Consider the following 16,268-nt stretch of genomic DNA (forward strand, 5'->3'; position numbering starts at 1 on the left):
ACGGTTGGCTTAGCCAGCCGTTTTTTTTACTAACGGTGAATAAATGAAATTGAATTTTAAACAACTCTCTCTAGCAAGCTTCTTCGCACTCAGCGCAGCAGCCACTGCAGACTCTTCTTATCTGGCTCCATTAGTCAAAGAGTCACGCTTGCTTGACATAGCGGCTGCCGAAAACATCTATATTGTCGGTGAAAGAGGGCATATTTTAACTGGAACGAATCAAGATAACTTAACTCAGGTTTCAGTCCCAACCAAAACAACACTCACTGGCATCGCTTTAACTGGTTCAAAAGCATGGGTTGTGGGTCATGATGCATCTATATTGCATTCAACAGATGGTGGCAGTTCTTGGAAAGTTCAACTTACTATGCCTGAGCTAGATCGTCCTTTCCTCGATATATTGTTTATGGATGAAAATAATGGCGTCGCTGTAGGTGCATACGGTTTGTTTTATCGCACAATTGATGGTGGTCAAACATGGCAGAAAGAACTACATGCATCCGTGCTTCCTCAAGACGACATTGATTACCTAGATAGCATAAAAGACGATTCTGTTTTTTATGAGGAAGAATTAACGTTCATTTTGCCACATTTTAACAGGCTTAGTTATTCAAATGGAAAACTATACATGGCCGGAGAGGCGGGTATGTTAGCTGTAAGTGATGATTTCGGTAAAAACTGGAAACGTTACGATATTGCATATAGAGGTTCCTTCTTCGACTTTCAAGAAAGCAAAAATGGTCAACTTATCGCGGTTGGCTTACGCGGAAATATTTTCGTTTCTCCAAGTGATGATATTAGCTGGAAAAAGCTACAAACATGTGTCACGACGTCTCTAAATTCAATTGTTAAAAGCGATAAAGACAAGCTCTACATTACTGGTAACAACGGGGTTTTATTGTCATTAGACGAAACTAAAACCTTAACAAACGAGTTCTTCCCGCAAGATAACGAAGGCTGTGCTGTGCACATTTCCTTAAAAAAATTAGGAAATGATCTGAGTGATTCCATTTTGAATGGTTTAGTAATTAATGACAAAATGCTTGCTGTGACCGCATCTGGCATTAAGACAGTTGAGTTAAAATAATCATATGACATATTTAATTAACGCAATAGAAAAAGCAGTTTTTCGTCATAGACTCGCAGTAATTGCTTTTTTCTCGATAGTAACTTTGTTTCTGCTGTACAACGCGTCTCAACTTAAGCTGGACGCGGGTTTTGAGAAAAACATTCCGCTAAATCATGAATACATGCAAACCTACATGAAGCATCGCCAAGATTTTGGTGGTGCAAATAACGTCCTGGTTTCTGTTTGTGATAAGAACGGTAATATCTTTAACCAAAACTTCTTCGATACATTTAAGAACGTTCATGACCAAGTCTTTTTCATTAATGGTGTGAATCGTTCATTAGTAACTTCTTTATTTTCTCCTGCAACGCGTTTTACAGAAATTGTAGAGGGTGGTTTTTCTGGAGGCCCTGTCATTCCAGCCGATTTTGATTCGTCTAATCCAGCGGCCTTAGAGCTAGTCAGAAAAAACATTGATAAAGCAGGTATCCTTGGCAGACAAGTATCTAGTGATTTTCAATGTGCGATGGTTACAGCTCAGCTGCTTGATATTGATCCTGAAACGGGTTTGCCATTAGATACCTTAGCTATTGCCAAACAATTAGAAACAGAACTTCGCGGTTTGTACGAAAACGATGATACTTCTGTGCACATCATTGGCTTTGCGAAGATGATTGGCGATGTGGCTGAAGGTGCGAAAGACGTACTAGTATTTTTTGCAATCGCAATTGCGATTACAGCAATAATGGTGTTCTTCTTCTCAAAATCTTTAATGCTCACTTTCCTACCACTATTCTGCTCAATTGTGGCTGTAGTTTGGCAACTTGGTTTATTAACATTATTTGGCTTTGGTTTAGATCCAATGTCCATACTCGTTCCATTCTTAGTCTTCGCTATTGGTGTGAGCCACGGCGTACAGATGATAAACGCAGTAGGTAAAAAAGCATCAATGGGCATAGATGTGAAAGTTGCTTCTCAGCATGCTTTTAGAACACTACTAATACCTGGCGGTATTGCATTGCTTTCGGATACTGTTGGCTTCATGACCTTACTTGTCATTGATATTGGTATTATTCGAGAATTGGCGATTACTGCCAGTATGGGTGTAGCGGTTATCATTCTCACGAACTTGCTATTATTGCCTGTGCTCATGTCATACGTAAAAGTATCAGATAAATACAAAGCCAAATTTGCTGAAGCAAGTAAGAAGAATTCGAACAGTTGGGATACTGTCGCTAAATGTGCCAGTCCTAAAGTCGCTATTGTTATAGTTGCTATTACTACCGTGCTATTCATTTTTGGTTTCATGCAGGCTAAACAAATGAAGATAGGGGATTTACATGCTGGTGCTCCTGCATTGCATGAAGAATCGCGCTATAACCAAGACACATTCTTAATTACGGATAAATACGAAATCACTGTCGATTACATTTCGGTTATTGTTGAAACAAAAATTGATGCATGTACTGAATTTGACTACATGACTGCAATGGATGAATTCCAATGGAAGATGGAAAATATTCCAGGTGTTCAGTCTGCGATCTCTTTACCTACTGTCGCGAAGCGAGTAAATGCCGGTTATAACGAAGGTAATGCTAAGTGGGAAGTGTTACCAAGAAATCAATCGACTATGGTACAGGCCATTTCGCGCGTGCCAACTTCAACTGGCTTATTGAATCGAAACTGTTCTGTAATGCCAATTATTTTGTTTATGGAAGACCATAAAGCAGAAACGATTGAAACAATTGTTGCAGCGGTAAAAGAAATCAGACAAGAATATGAGAAGGATGACCTTAAATTCAAGTTAGCATCTGGCCCGGTTGGAGTAATGGCAGCAACCAATGAAGCGGTTAAAGCATCACAAGACCCGATGCTATATTACGTGTTTGGTGCGGTTATTATTTTATGCCTCATTAGCTTCCGTTCATTACGCGCGACACTCGCTGTGGTTATTCCACTGTATGTTGTATCTGTGCTTGCCCAAGCATTAATGACATATCTAGAAATTGGGTTAACAGTTTCGACCCTACCCGTTATCGCTCTAGGCGTTGGTATTGGAGTTGATTACGGAATTTATATACTGTCTACCATGACTCTAAAACTTCGCGAAGGTTTATCAGTTCAAGCTGCTTACCTCGAAGCCCTAAAAGAACGTGGCAGTGCTGTATTGTTTACCGGTATTACATTAGCCATTGGCGTCAGTACTTGGGTATTCTCAACATTGAAGTTCCAAATGGACATGGGGATATTGCTAACATTTATGTTTGTTGTGAACATGTTAGGGGCAATTATTGTACTTCCGGCCATTGCTAGACTATTGTGGTATAAGTCGGTCGAAAAATAATTTTGAGTTATTATTTGAAAAAAGGCCGTGAGGCCTTTTTTTATGCATAAAATTTACATGCTTATGCAATTTGTAAATTAAAGGTTAAATAGTGCTTTCAAATCATCATCATTTTAGAGAAAATGCCGATAATGAAAGAGATAGAGAAAGCTTCATGACTGATATTGTTAAATATTTGTTCATCCGTGAATGGTTTTTAACCCCAGTCACTCAGCTTTAGTTCCCATATTCAACATACAACCTAACGAGAACGTAAATGTCTGTAACGAACGATCAGCATTCAGTTTTACTAGAACGTGTATTTTCCCTCATTAATGAAAAAGTGGATAACGGTGACGCTGCGTTAATTCAACAATTTGGACGACTGTTATATAAAAACATGTCTTTCGAAGATATTAATGGTAGAAGCGACAGTGATCTTTATGGTGCCACTCTGAGCTTGTGGCAGCTTACACAAACGTTTAAAGAAAGCAGTCCTTGTATTAAAGTTTTCAATCCTGATATAGCGAAACATGGTTGGCAATCATCACACACGATTATCGAAATCATTGTTAAGGATATGCCATTCCTAGTTGATTCTGTTCGTATGGCGATCAATCGACTTGGCATAGCAGCGCACTTATTGCTTCACTCCCCAATGCATGTCACGAGAAATAAAGATAATAAGGTGACTGGGTTTTCAGATAGCAAATCCAAATCAACGTCTGTATTTACTGAAACTGTATTTTTAATAGAGATCGATCGTCAGGCCAAAAGGTCAGATATCGAAAAGCTTCGCAATGAATTGCTATCAGTTGTTAATGAAGTTTCCTTATCTGTATCCGATTGGAAACCGATGAGAGAAAAGCTAGCGAGCATTACCAAAGGATTCGAAAAATCCAAGTCTCATGCATCTGCAGCTATTAAGTCACAGGGCAAAACTTTCCTTGATTGGTTAAACGACCATAATTTCACATTAATGGGCTATCGGTACTACGATGTGAAAGCGATTGAGGGCGATCATCGTTGGATCCCAGATAATAAATCTAGCTTGGGATTGATGAAAAACTCTATCAATGATCGCGAGCGCGTTCTTAAAAATCTGCCAACGGGTGCTAGAGACGCAGCTTTGAGTGACAACCCATTAATTCTCACTAAAACCAATAGTCGAGCTCGCGTGCACCGTCCAGCTTATATGGACTATGTTGGAGTAAAAGAATTTGATGATCAGGGTAGAGTAATTGGTGAACACCGCTTCCTTGGTCTATATTCAGCCTCGTTCTACAATAGTAGTGCTACCGATTTGCCCATGTTGCGTGAAAAAATTGATCGCATGTGTAAGATTTCGGGCTTTGATAAAGGTACTCATGCTTACAAAGCATTCGTTAATATTGTTGAAACTTATCCTCGTGATGAATTACTTCAAACCTCCGATGAAGAACTAGCACAAATAGTTCTTGGTATCTTTCAGATGCAAGAACGCGGGATTTCTCGTTTGTTCGTGCGTAAAGATACTTTCGGTCGTTACTTCTCCTGTCTGGTTTACGTACCAAGAGAGCGATATAACACGCAATTGAGAAAAGAAACTCAGGATTTACTTGCACGCGCATTTAAATCTGAAGAAGAGGTTGAGTTTAATACTTATTTCTCTGAATCTGTTTACGCTCGTACGCATTATATTGCACGCGTGAAAAATAATAACCTGGAGTTTGATGTGAAGGAAATTGAAGACAATCTGATCGAGTTAACAAGGTCATGGCAAGACAAGCTAGCAACAAAAATCACATCAGCTTATGGAGAGGCTAAAGGTAAAGCGATTCAAAATAAATATGTTAACGCGTTTACTCGCAGTTATGCTGAACAGAATTTACCGAGTGCGGCTTTGGTTGATATCGAACGCATTGAGCTATTAAATGACGATAATAAATTAGATATTCTTTTTTATAGACCTCAAGAAGAAAGTGCTGAGAGTGAAGTTGTAAAACTGAAGCTTTACCACCGTGATGTGCCAATTCACTTGAGTGATGTACTACCGATGTTAGAAAACTTCGGTTTACGAGTAATTGATGAAAGCCCGTATCGTGTGACTAATGATGAAGGTGACATAAGTTGGATCATGGATTTCTCCATGCTACATAAAAACGGTCAAAACTTCGAAATGGAGAGAACGCAGGAGTTGTTCCAGGACGCGTTTTCTAAAACATGGAATAAATCACTTGAGGACGATGGCTTTAATAGGCTGATCCTTAGCGCAGGTATCACAGGTCGTAATGTGACGATTTTGCGTGCTTATGCCAAGTATATGCGCCAGATAGGAACATCATTCAGTATCGACTACATGGCGAACACTTTGGCGAATTACCCTGATATCGCAACGGATATAGTGAGTTTGTTCAGACTCATGTTCTGCCCGACGATAAAACGTATGCCGAAGAAGATTGCAAGTCTTAAAGAAGAAATGCTAAGCAAGCTAGACAAAGTATCTAATCTTGATGATGACAGAATCATTCGTCGTTACATTGAATTGTTGAATGCAACCCTGCGTACAAACTTCTACCAGAATGACAGCGAAGGAAACGAAAAGTCTTATATTTCATTTAAGTTGTTACCAAGTGAAATTAGCGATATGCCGTTACCTATGCCAAAGTTTGAAATCTTCGTTTATTCCCCAAGAATCGAAGGTGTGCATTTACGTGGTGGCAAGGTCGCTAGAGGTGGCTTACGCTGGTCTGACAGACAAGAAGATTTCCGAACAGAAATTTTAGGTCTGGTAAAAGCACAACAAGTTAAGAACACTGTTATTGTTCCAGTGGGTGCCAAAGGCGGTTTTATTTGTAAAGCGATGCCTGAAAATGCAGACAGAGCAACAATTCAGGAAGAGGGCAAAGCTTGCTATAAAATATTCATACGCAGCTTGTTAGACATTACAGATAACATTATCGAAGGTGAGGTAATCCCACCAAAAGACGTTATTCGACTAGATGAAGATGACCCATATTTGGTTGTTGCAGCAGATAAAGGAACCGCAACGTTCTCAGATATAGCAAATGGTATCTCTGATGAGTTCAACTTCTGGTTAGGTGATGCTTTCGCCTCAGGTGGTAGTGTTGGTTACGACCACAAGAAAATGGGTATCACAGCCCGCGGTGCATGGGAGTCAGTTAAACGTCATTTCCGTGAAATCGGCGTGGATTGCCAGACAACACCTTTCACTGCTGTTGGTGTTGGTGATATGGCTGGTGATGTATTCGGCAACGGTATGCTGTTATCCGAACAAACAAGAATCATATGTGCGTTCAATCACTTGCACATCTTCTTCGATCCAAACCCAGATGAAAAAGCGAGTTATAAAGAACGTAAGCGTTTGTTTGAAGACCCATCGTTAAGTTGGGATGATTACAACCGTAAAATTATTTCTAAGGGCGGGGGTATTTTCAAACGCTCTGAAAAGGCAATTCCTTTATCAGCTGAAATGAAAAAGTGCTTAGGTACTCGTCAGTCGACAATGACGCCCAATGAATTGATTCACAATGTGTTGAAGATGCCAGTTGACCTTATCTGGAACGGTGGTATCGGAACCTATGTTAAGAGTTCAAAAGAGTCGCATTCAGAAGTGGGTGACAGAGCAAACGATACAACTCGTGTAAATGGCAAAGATGTTAGAGCCAAGATTATTGGTGAAGGCGGAAACCTGGGTCTTACGCAGCTTGGTCGTATTGAGTTTGCAGCTAATGGTGGTTTAGTAAATACAGACTTTATTGATAACGTCGGTGGTGTAGATTGCTCGGATAACGAAGTAAACATTAAGATCTTGTTAAACACCTTAGTTAACGCAGGTGAGTTAACGGTGAAACAGCGTAATGCATTGCTTCATGATATGACTGATGATGTGTCTGACATTGTTTTGCAAGATTGCTACAGACAAACCCAATCAATTTCCATCACGAATCTAGCTGGTGTTAAGCAGCTCAAAGAGCAACTGCGATTCATTCATGGTTTAGAGCGCGAAGGTCTACTCAATAGAGAGCTAGAGTTCATTCCTACAGATGAAGAGATTTCGGATAGAGTCGTTACAGGGCAAGGCTTTACAAGACCTGAACTATCGGTCTTAATTGCCTATGGAAAAATGGTTCTGAAAGATAAGTTCAATATCCCAGAGATAACGAATAATCCATACTATGATCGATTCTTAGTTGATGCTTTCCCGCCAATTTTGCGAGAAAAATATCAAACTCAGATGCAAGACCATCCACTTAGAAGCGAAATTATTGCGACTAAATTAACCAACGAAATGGTTAATGATATGGGCTTGAACTTTGTTTATCGTCTACAAGAAGAAACGGGGGCACTCATTGAACAGGTCGCAGAAGCATATACTGTGGTCAAGGGCGTGTTCGGAATGGCTTCCTTATGGGAAAGTGTCGAAGAACTTGATAATAAGATCGACGCACAACTACAATTGAAAATGTTAGATAGTATGCGTCGAATTCTTCGCAGAACGTCTCGTTGGTATATTCGTCATGGTGGCAAAACAGCTAGTATAGAAGCAGCAATTAAACGTTATCAGCCTGCGTTCAAAGTTGTTTCAGAAAACTTAGGTGACTTCTTAGTTGCTAAAGAATACCAAGAAGTTCAAGCTGAAACCATGCGATTGATTGACGCTAAAGTTCCAAAAGATATAGCCTATCGAGTCGCGAGTTTGAGTAACATGTTCTCGACAATGGATTTAGCACAAGTTGCGGAATTAGAGGTTCGTCCAGTAGAAGTGGTTGCAAGGCTTTATTACCAGTTAGGTTCGCGCTTTGAACTGCATTGGTTCCTTGAGCAAATCAATCAGCAATCTGTGGCTAATCACTGGCAAGCGCTGGCGAGAGCTTCATACAGAGAGGAACTAGACTGGCAACAACGTTCACTTACTTCTGTATTGTTAAATATTGAACCTAAAGAAAAGGATGCAGATAAGATCCTTAACGATTGGTGTAAAGTTAACGAAGAGGCCTTAGCTCGTTGGTATCACATGATGACAGAGTTTAAAACGTCGGATAATCACGAATTTGCTAAATTTTCTGTCGCATTAAGAGAATTGATGCTGTTAAGCGTGAAGGCAAACCATTAGAATACACAAGTCTGCAAATAGCCCTGCTTAGCAGGGCTTTTTTTTAGCTTGGGGAAACTGTGTACTCTTTTGTTCAAAAATTTTTATTAAGTCGCGATCCAGAGTGGAGTCACGACTTTACGATTGGTTTTTTAAAACGCTCTCAACGAAGTCCATTAACTGGGCTGTATTCTCAAAAACTGGCCGATAAGCCTTTTGAATGTTTGGGGATGAACTTTAAAAACCGAATTGGCTTAGCGGCTGGTTTGGATAAGAACGGTGAATGTATCGACGCGTTCGCTTCAATGGGCTTCGGTTTTATTGAGGTTGGGACGGTGACTCCAAAGCCTCAACTAGGTAATGACAAGCCGCGTCTGTTTAGATTACCAGAGCATAAAGCCATTATTAACAGAATGGGCTTTAACAATAAAGGCGTTGACTACTTAGTAGAGCAAGTTAAAAAATCAAAATATTCCGGTATTCTTGGCATTAACATCGGAAAAAACAAAACCACACCCGATGAAGACGCATTAGATGACTACCTTTTTTGCCTCGATAAAGTATATGCATACGCATCGTATATCACTGTAAACATTTCATCCCCAAACACCCCCGGCTTGCGTAACCTGCAATACGGTGCAGCGCTTGACAGTCTATTGGCTGGCTTAAAAGAAAGGCAGTTAGCGCTTGAAATTGAGCATAAGAAATATGTCCCAATTCTGATCAAAATAGCGCCAGATTTAAGTGAAGAAGAAGTAGAATCGATTGCAGCATCATTACTTCAAGCGAAAATGGATGGTGTTATTGCAACCAATACAACACTAAACCGTGAAGCCGTTGCGGGCCATGAACATGCAGATGAGGCTGGCGGCTTAAGTGGCGAAGTGTTAACACAGCAAAGTCTTTCAATTACGAAAACATTAGCAAAAGCACTCGACGGTAGAATGCCAATTATTGGCGTTGGCGGTATCAGCAATGCTGACGACGTAAATCAGCGAATTGAAGCTGGAGCAAGCTTAGTACAGGTTTATTCTGCGTTTATTTATCAAGGCCCACCACTTATTAAGGAGCTTGTTAATGCATAAGCTGATTGTAACCACATCAAAAGGACTCGACGACCTGCTAAAAACAGAGGTTGAGTCGATACTTAGCACCCTAAACACTGCTGCTTGTGCGGATGAAACTGATGATGAATATGACTTGCCAAAACTACAACTTCAACCAGGCCAAGTTTCATTCATAGGTTCATTGAAAGATGCATATCAACTTTGTTTGCATTCAAGGTTGGCGAACAGAGTATTGTTAGTCGTTGCTGAAGGCACGGTAAATAGTGCTGAGGAACTTTATGATGTAGCTAAAGAAGCAGACTGGCCATCACAGTTCGATTCCTACGTACCGTTTATGATCCAATTTAATGGCACTAATAATGCCATTAATAACAGCCAGTTTGGGGCATTGAAAATAAAGGATGCCATTGTCGATCAATTCCAAGAGGCAGGTCATGAGCGTCCATCGGTAGATAAACTGAAACCGGGGATTGTGATTCAAGCGAGATTGAGACGTGACAAACTCAATTTGTGTATCGATCTATCCGGTGGCAGCCTACATAAACGCGGATACCGCTCAGATGCGGGTGATGCACCACTTAAAGAACATGTTGCTGCAGGGATATTAATGCGCAGTGGATGGGCACAAGACACAGATAATGTGCTACTAGATCCAATGTGTGGTTCTGGCACGATTGCAATTGAAGCCGCGATGATGGCTGCTCACATGGCACCCAATTTAGACAAGGAATCATGGGGTTTTGAACATTGGTCTCAGCATGATCATCATCTATTTGACGCAGTTGTTGAGCAAGCAAAGCATATAGTCACCAAACCAACAAAACCTATCTATGCTTATGATTTAAGCACCAAATTAGTTGAACTGGCGGAACAGAATGCAGAAAGAGCAGGAGTCTCTGAGTTTATTACGTTTAAACAGTGTGATGTGCTTGATGCAGTTATTGACGATACTTGGTTGAGCCAAAACTCTAAAAACAAAGAGAGTGGCCAAAGTGAAGTAAAACCGAAAGGCTTTATAGTTTCTAATCCGCCATATGGTGAACGATTAGGTGAATACACCTCACTATTACCACTTTTTGACAAACTTGGTCATCATCTTAAGAAACATTTTGCCTTATGGAATGTTTCCCTTTTAAGTTCGAATCAAGATTTATTAAAAGCATTAAAATTACGATATACAAAAAGCTACAAGTTGATGAACGGTAAACTCGAATGTGTACTCATGAATTATCAACTTTATGGACAAAACCTAGAAATATTTGAAAGCCAGACTGATGAAAATCATGAGTTTGCTAACAGGCTTCGTAAGAACCTAAAAAGACTTAAACCTTGGATAAAGCGTTGCAACACAAATGCTTATCGGATCTATGATGCCGATTTACCACATTACAATCTTGCAATTGATATCTATAACGATTGGGTGATTGTGCAAGAGTACGCTGCCCCCAAAGATGTGCCTGAGGAAAAAGCGAAACAACGCCTGCAAGAAGCTTTGATTCATATTCCAAAAGTACTTGGCATTCCATCAAGCAAGATGGTTGTAAAGGTTCGACGTCAGAACAAAGGTAAAGAACAATATGAGAAAGTGGACAGAAAAGGCCATAAAGTCATTGTTCACGAAAACCAAGCGCAATTTTATATCAATCCAACAGATTATTTGGATGTTGGTTTATTTCTTGATCACCGCGACACACGATTAATGTTCAAACAACAATGTGCGAACAAAGACGTACTTAATTTGTTTGCGTATACCGGTAGCGTCTCAGTACACGCTGCACAAGCGAAAGCGAAAAGTGTGACAACGGTTGATATGTCCAATACTTACTTGGATTGGGCGAAGGAAAACTTTGCGCTTAACAAGCTCAATGGTGCTTTTCATTTTGAACAAGCAGATTGCTTAAAATGGTTAAAAAGACATCATGGTAAATACGATTTAATGTTTATCGATCCTCCTTCATTCTCTAATTCCAAACGAATGGATGACACATGGGATGTTCAACGTGACCATGTTAGTTTACTCAGCGATGCAAAAGAATGCTTAAACCCGGGTGGTAAAATATTTTTCAGTAACAACTTACGTCAATTTAAGTTGGATCTCGATGCTGTTCAGGCGCTTGGTTTCAATATTGAAGATATTACCCAAAAGTCTATTCCAGAAGACTTTAAGCGCAATCCGAAAATACATAAATGCTGGATATTGTCTCTGTGAAAATAATTCTTTATACCGGTCCGCAGTGTTCCTTGTGTGATTTAGCGATTGATATCGTCGAACAATACAATGAGTTAAATGCCTCAGAGCCACTTGTACTAAGTAAAGTGAATATTCGAGATTCTGCCGACCTGTATCACCTCTATGGTGCCAGGATCCCTGTGTTGAAAAACACAGAAAATGCTTCTGAACTGGGATGGCCTTTCACAATTGATGATCTAGTTGAGTTTTTAAAATGAATTTAATGCAAATGAAAAACGCGTCCATACTATTTGGACAGCCGCCACTCATAGACGGCGCATCACTCAATATTCAAAGTGGAGAGCGAGTCTGTGTTGTTGGACGAAATGGCAGTGGAAAATCTACATTGCTAAAAGTTATAGCCGGCGAGACAAAGTTAGACGAAGGGCAGATGATATTGCCTACAGGAACCGTCGTGTCTAGATTGCCTCAGGATCCTCCGCAGGACATCAGTGGAGATATGTTTGATTATGTCGCTGAAGGTTTGGAAGATGTTGCGCAAATATTGAAGGACTATCATCACATTACTCAAATTATTGGGGAAGATCCTAGCGAGAAAAACTTGAATCGCATGCAAGAGCTTCAAGAACAATTAGATACGAGAAATGCTTGGCAATTTGAACAAAGAATTAGCAATGTCCTAACTCAATTGCAATTAGAGCCCGATCAAATTCTTTCTGAGTTATCTGGCGGATGGCGCAGAAAAGCAGCTTTAGCGAGAGCATTAGTTAGTGAGCCGGATTTATTATTATTGGATGAGCCGACGAACCACCTGGATATTGACATGGTGCAATGGCTAGAGAAGGCTTTACTTAATTATAAGGGCGCCATCATCTTTATAAGCCACGATAGGGCATTCATTCGCAAACTTGCTACTCGCATTGTCGATATCGATCGAGGTCAGGTGGTGAGTTACCCAGGTAATTATGAAACCTATCTAGAGCAAAAAGCGCATGACTTAGAAGTTGAGCAAACGATGAATCGTGAGTTTGATAAAAAGTTAGCAAAAGAAGAAGTGTGGATTAGACAAGGCATCAAGGCTCGCAGAACGCGCAATGAAGGTAGAGTGCGCGCACTAAAAGCGCTTCGAGATGAATATAGTGCTCGTCGCAATGTAACGGGTAACGCGATCATCAACAGAAACGCTGGCGGTAAATCGGGCAAACGCGTATTTGAAACTGAAGGTCTTTATTACAGTATTGAAGACAAACGCTTAGTCGAAAACCTTGATTTACTCATTACTCGCGGCGAAAAAGTGGCACTGATAGGAGGGAACGGTTGCGGTAAAAGCACACTAATAAAACTGTTACTCGGTGAGCTTGAAGCTACTAAAGGAGAAATATTTAGAGGGACCAATTTAGAAGTTGCTTACTTCGATCAGCATCGTTCAACACTCGATCTGAATAAATCAGTTATCGATGTAATAGCTGATGGTAAGAGAGAAGTCACTTTTAACGGGGGCACTCGTCATGTAATAGGGTACTTACAGGATTATTTATTTTCCCCTGAACGAGTAAATGCACCAGTTTCAACCCTATCTGGTGGTGAAAAAAACAGATTGATTTTGGCTAAACTGATGTTGAAGCCTAGCAACTTATTAGTTCTCGATGAACCAACTAACGATCTCGATGTCGAAACACTCGAATTACTAGAATCCTTGCTCGTTGATTATGATGGTACTGTGTTATTGGTCAGTCACGACAGGGAGTTCGTAGATAACGTTGTCACTTCTAGTTTGGTGTTTGAAGGCGACGGTGTCATCCGACAATTCGTTGGTGGCTATACTGATATGCGCACTTGGTACGATGAAAAGGCCGAGTTAGCAAAAAAAATGAACGATGAATTTGAAAAACAAACTAAAAATAAGATAGAACCGGAAAAGCAGGTAGCTAACACTTCTACTAGAAGCAACAAAAAGCTATCATACAAGGATAATAAAGAACTCGAAGATTTACCAAAAATAATCGAAAAAATGGAAGAAGAACAAGAGGGATTTCAAGAACAAGTAAATTCCCCCGACTTTTTCCAGAAAGACGCTGAAGCTACTCAGGCGGTTCTAAATAAGTTAGCAGATATAGAAAAACGATTATCAGTTGCATATGCGCGCTGGGATGAATTAGAAAGTTTAAAAAATAACGAGCAGTAACAGGAATATTAATGAAATTTACTCGATTGGCGTCAGCAGTGATACTTTATTCAGCATCATTGCCAATTTTAGCCGCTTCATACACCATCACTGAGTTACCAACAGAAAGCCTAGGTCAAAACCAATACGGACTTTCTATAGATGATACTGGTACGATTTTAACTGCGGTCGAGAACCGCTATAACTCACCGATAGATTTATCTACGATCAACTTTGAGAATGGCGACATCATTGCCGGTTTAACTGATATTGAGTCAGCAAAAAATGGCGTATTCAACCTTGAAGACTATACATTCTTAGTTAATAGAGCGATAACGGGTTCACGAAATTTTAGCCTCTTTACTCAACAATTAGGTAGTCTGCAGGCTTTTAGTACTGATGGTTCACCGAACAACATTAATTTCATCAATGCCTTTGATACCGTGAGTGAAGCGTTGGGCGGTTATTCCCAAGCAATGGAAACGACACCAAAAGATTCAGTAGGTGGCACGCACATTGTAGGTAATTCAGAAGGTCCATTTAGAACAATTGATTATGTAAATGAAAATGACGCGACCATTAAATATATTGTGAGTGACTTTGATCGTCGTGCTTTTGCTCAAGTTGGTGAGAATGTGTCTCCTTTGTTGCCGTTAGATGTCACCTTAGGCGGCACTAGTTTAGTTAACGCAATCAACGATAACTTTGTTGCTGTCGGAAGTGGTTCTATTTTGCCAAGCACTGCACTTACCACCGGTATAGAAAACTGTGCTGATGAAGAGATACGCGGAGATCAACCAATCGAAGCTTGTTATCGTAAAATCATTATCGTTAGTTCTGGCACAAGTGTAACGAGACGCTCTGGTCTATGGCTGCAACGAGCACATTTATGGACCCTCGATACTAACGGGACTGTTATCGACACAACAACATACGGCACCTTGGTAACTGACGAAGAGGACACACCTACGTCTCAGGGTTCAAGTCAAATTCTTGACATTAATAACAGTAACGTCGGTGTAGGCGTTGCAAGTGTTAAGATCAACGAGGGTACGAGTTTAAATACTGCCGCAGCCATTTTTCAGAATGGTACTGTAACCCAGATTATTCCAGACGAAGATATGCTACCTAACAGTGCGATTTCTTTGAATGACAACGGTTACATAGTTGGGCTACGCAGTCTTGCAATTAACAGGGTCAGTAGAAATAAAATGTTCATCTATAACATGAACGATGACAATTTGAAGTTTGTAGATGACTTCTTTGAAAGCTCAAGCACAATTCCTAGAGCGGTTAATAATAACAATTTAGTAGTTGGCTCAGCTGACGTAGAAGCAACTGCATCGTCAGGAACAAGTAGAAAAACGGCAGCATTTTTGTATGATATCGAAACTGATAACTTTCAGAATTTAAATACCCTAATTGCTTGTGATAGCCCATTCAATTTGATTGAAGCGACAGACATTAACGACAATAACGAAATCGTTGTTTCTGCGACTACCAAGAAGCCCGCGCGTGATGCTAGAGGCGATATAATAATCGACGAAAGCGGTAATGAGGTGCTTGTTGATACAGTCGTTACATTAAAACTGAATCCGACAGGTCAAGCACCAGCAACTTGCTCTGATGAAGACTTAGGTGTTGAAGATCGCAATGGGGCATCTACAGGGCTTTATATGTTCGGTTTATTGCTATTAACTTGCTTTTTTAGAAAGCGAATTAAGAAGTAACAACTAAGACATACTCTGAAAGCCCCGTACATCGGGGCTTTTTCGTTTTAATAACTTGACAGTCTATAAACAGGGTTTAATAGACAAAATTGAACCAAGAAAACATTTCAATAGATATCAGCAAGTTATTAATAATTAACATTAGTGTCAAAATTTAAGCATTGAACTTATTAGGTCGAAAAGCTATCTATATACTTGTAACAAAGGAAAGAAACTGTTCACCAAATATACGAATTCATTTCCTACTGTTGCTTTTTTTAAACAAGAGAGGTTTATCGATGAAAAGACAAAAAAGAGACAAGTTAACACGTGCCCATGCAAAAGGTTATCAAGCAGGTATCTCAGGTCGTTCAAAGGAATTATGTCCATTCCAAGCTGCTGAAGCTCGTTCGGAATGGTTAGGAGGTTGGAGAGAAGCTCTGACCGACAGAAATGCGGGCTTAGTAGGCCGCTAGAATCTCATTCAATTAGATGTAAAAAAGCCCAACATGAAGTGACCCCCAATAGTTGGACAATCCAATTACTGGGGGTCTTTTTATGTCCAAACATCACAAAGTATTTAAGTTAAAGCTAGCGAAATTAGCCCAAGAAGAGAGTTCAGTAGTCTTAGAGCGGAAGTTTGGGGTACG

9 protein-coding genes are annotated in these 16,268 nt (G+C 40.1%); all 9 read left to right on the forward strand.

All coding sequences use genetic code 11. The annotated features are described in order from the left end of the window. Positions 1 to 43 precede the first annotated feature (43 nt). The 9 genes from ACKLNX_RS02610 (at position 44) to rmf (ending at position 16,094) form a co-directional block, all read left to right on the forward strand. Positions 44 to 1,087: a YCF48-related protein gene (locus ACKLNX_RS02610; protein ID WP_411694680.1), complete on the forward strand. Its 1,044-nt coding sequence runs from the start codon at positions 44 to 46 to the stop codon at positions 1,085 to 1,087. A 4-nt stretch (positions 1,088 to 1,091) separates the two neighbouring features. Further along, positions 1,092 to 3,413: an efflux RND transporter permease subunit gene (locus tag ACKLNX_RS02615; RefSeq protein WP_412971117.1), complete on the forward strand. Its 2,322-nt coding sequence runs from the start codon at positions 1,092 to 1,094 to the stop codon at positions 3,411 to 3,413. A 256-nt stretch (positions 3,414 to 3,669) separates the two neighbouring features. Then, on the forward strand, positions 3,670 to 8,508 hold the full coding sequence (locus ACKLNX_RS02620) for an NAD-glutamate dehydrogenase (protein ID WP_411694678.1): 4,839 nt from the start codon (positions 3,670 to 3,672) through the stop codon (positions 8,506 to 8,508). A gap of 59 nt (positions 8,509 to 8,567) precedes the next feature. Further along, positions 8,568 to 9,572, forward strand: coding sequence for a quinone-dependent dihydroorotate dehydrogenase (gene pyrD / locus ACKLNX_RS02625; protein ID WP_411694677.1), 1,005 nt, complete (start codon positions 8,568 to 8,570; stop codon positions 9,570 to 9,572). Next, positions 9,565 to 11,763, forward strand: coding sequence for a bifunctional 23S rRNA (guanine(2069)-N(7))-methyltransferase RlmK/23S rRNA (guanine(2445)-N(2))-methyltransferase RlmL (gene rlmKL, locus ACKLNX_RS02630; protein ID WP_411694676.1), 2,199 nt, complete (start codon positions 9,565 to 9,567; stop codon positions 11,761 to 11,763). The genes pyrD and rlmKL overlap by 8 nt, the downstream gene beginning before the upstream one ends. Continuing rightward, a complete protein-coding gene (locus ACKLNX_RS02635) occupies positions 11,760 to 12,002 on the forward strand; it encodes a glutaredoxin family protein (RefSeq protein WP_411694675.1) in 243 nt (80 codons plus the stop codon). The genes rlmKL and ACKLNX_RS02635 overlap by 4 nt, the downstream gene beginning before the upstream one ends. Further along, positions 11,999 to 13,930, forward strand: coding sequence for an ABC transporter ATP-binding protein (locus ACKLNX_RS02640; RefSeq protein ID WP_411694674.1), 1,932 nt, complete (start codon positions 11,999 to 12,001; stop codon positions 13,928 to 13,930). The genes ACKLNX_RS02635 and ACKLNX_RS02640 overlap by 4 nt, the downstream gene beginning before the upstream one ends. An 11-nt stretch (positions 13,931 to 13,941) precedes the next feature. Further along, positions 13,942 to 15,639 carry a DUF3466 family protein gene (locus ACKLNX_RS02645; RefSeq protein ID WP_411694673.1) on the forward strand — a complete coding sequence of 566 codons (1,698 nt, stop codon included), beginning with the start codon at positions 13,942 to 13,944 and terminating at the stop codon, positions 15,637 to 15,639. Positions 15,640 to 15,917: 278 nt separating this feature from the next. Next, on the forward strand, positions 15,918 to 16,094 hold the full coding sequence (gene rmf, locus ACKLNX_RS02650; protein WP_411694672.1) for a ribosome modulation factor: 177 nt from the start codon (positions 15,918 to 15,920) through the stop codon (positions 16,092 to 16,094). Positions 16,095 to 16,268: the final 174 nt, after the last annotated feature.

This window comes from Glaciecola sp. MF2-115 (assembly GCF_047250385.1).
Lineage (GTDB): Bacteria > Pseudomonadota > Gammaproteobacteria > Enterobacterales > Alteromonadaceae > Glaciecola.

Coding starts and splice junctions, on each gene's coding strand:
- ACKLNX_RS02610 (WP_411694680.1), top strand. CDS start 44: ATGAAATTGAATTTTAAACAACTCTCTCTAGCAAGCTTCTTCGCACTC.
- ACKLNX_RS02615 (WP_412971117.1), top strand. CDS start 1,092: ATGACATATTTAATTAACGCAATAGAAAAAGCAGTTTTTCGTCATAGA.
- ACKLNX_RS02620 (WP_411694678.1), top strand. CDS start 3,670: ATGTCTGTAACGAACGATCAGCATTCAGTTTTACTAGAACGTGTATTT.
- rlmKL (WP_411694676.1), top strand. CDS start 9,565: ATGCATAAGCTGATTGTAACCACATCAAAAGGACTCGACGACCTGCTA.
- ACKLNX_RS02640 (WP_411694674.1), top strand. CDS start 11,999: ATGAATTTAATGCAAATGAAAAACGCGTCCATACTATTTGGACAGCCG.
- ACKLNX_RS02645 (WP_411694673.1), top strand. CDS start 13,942: ATGAAATTTACTCGATTGGCGTCAGCAGTGATACTTTATTCAGCATCA.
- rmf (WP_411694672.1), top strand. CDS start 15,918: ATGAAAAGACAAAAAAGAGACAAGTTAACACGTGCCCATGCAAAAGGT.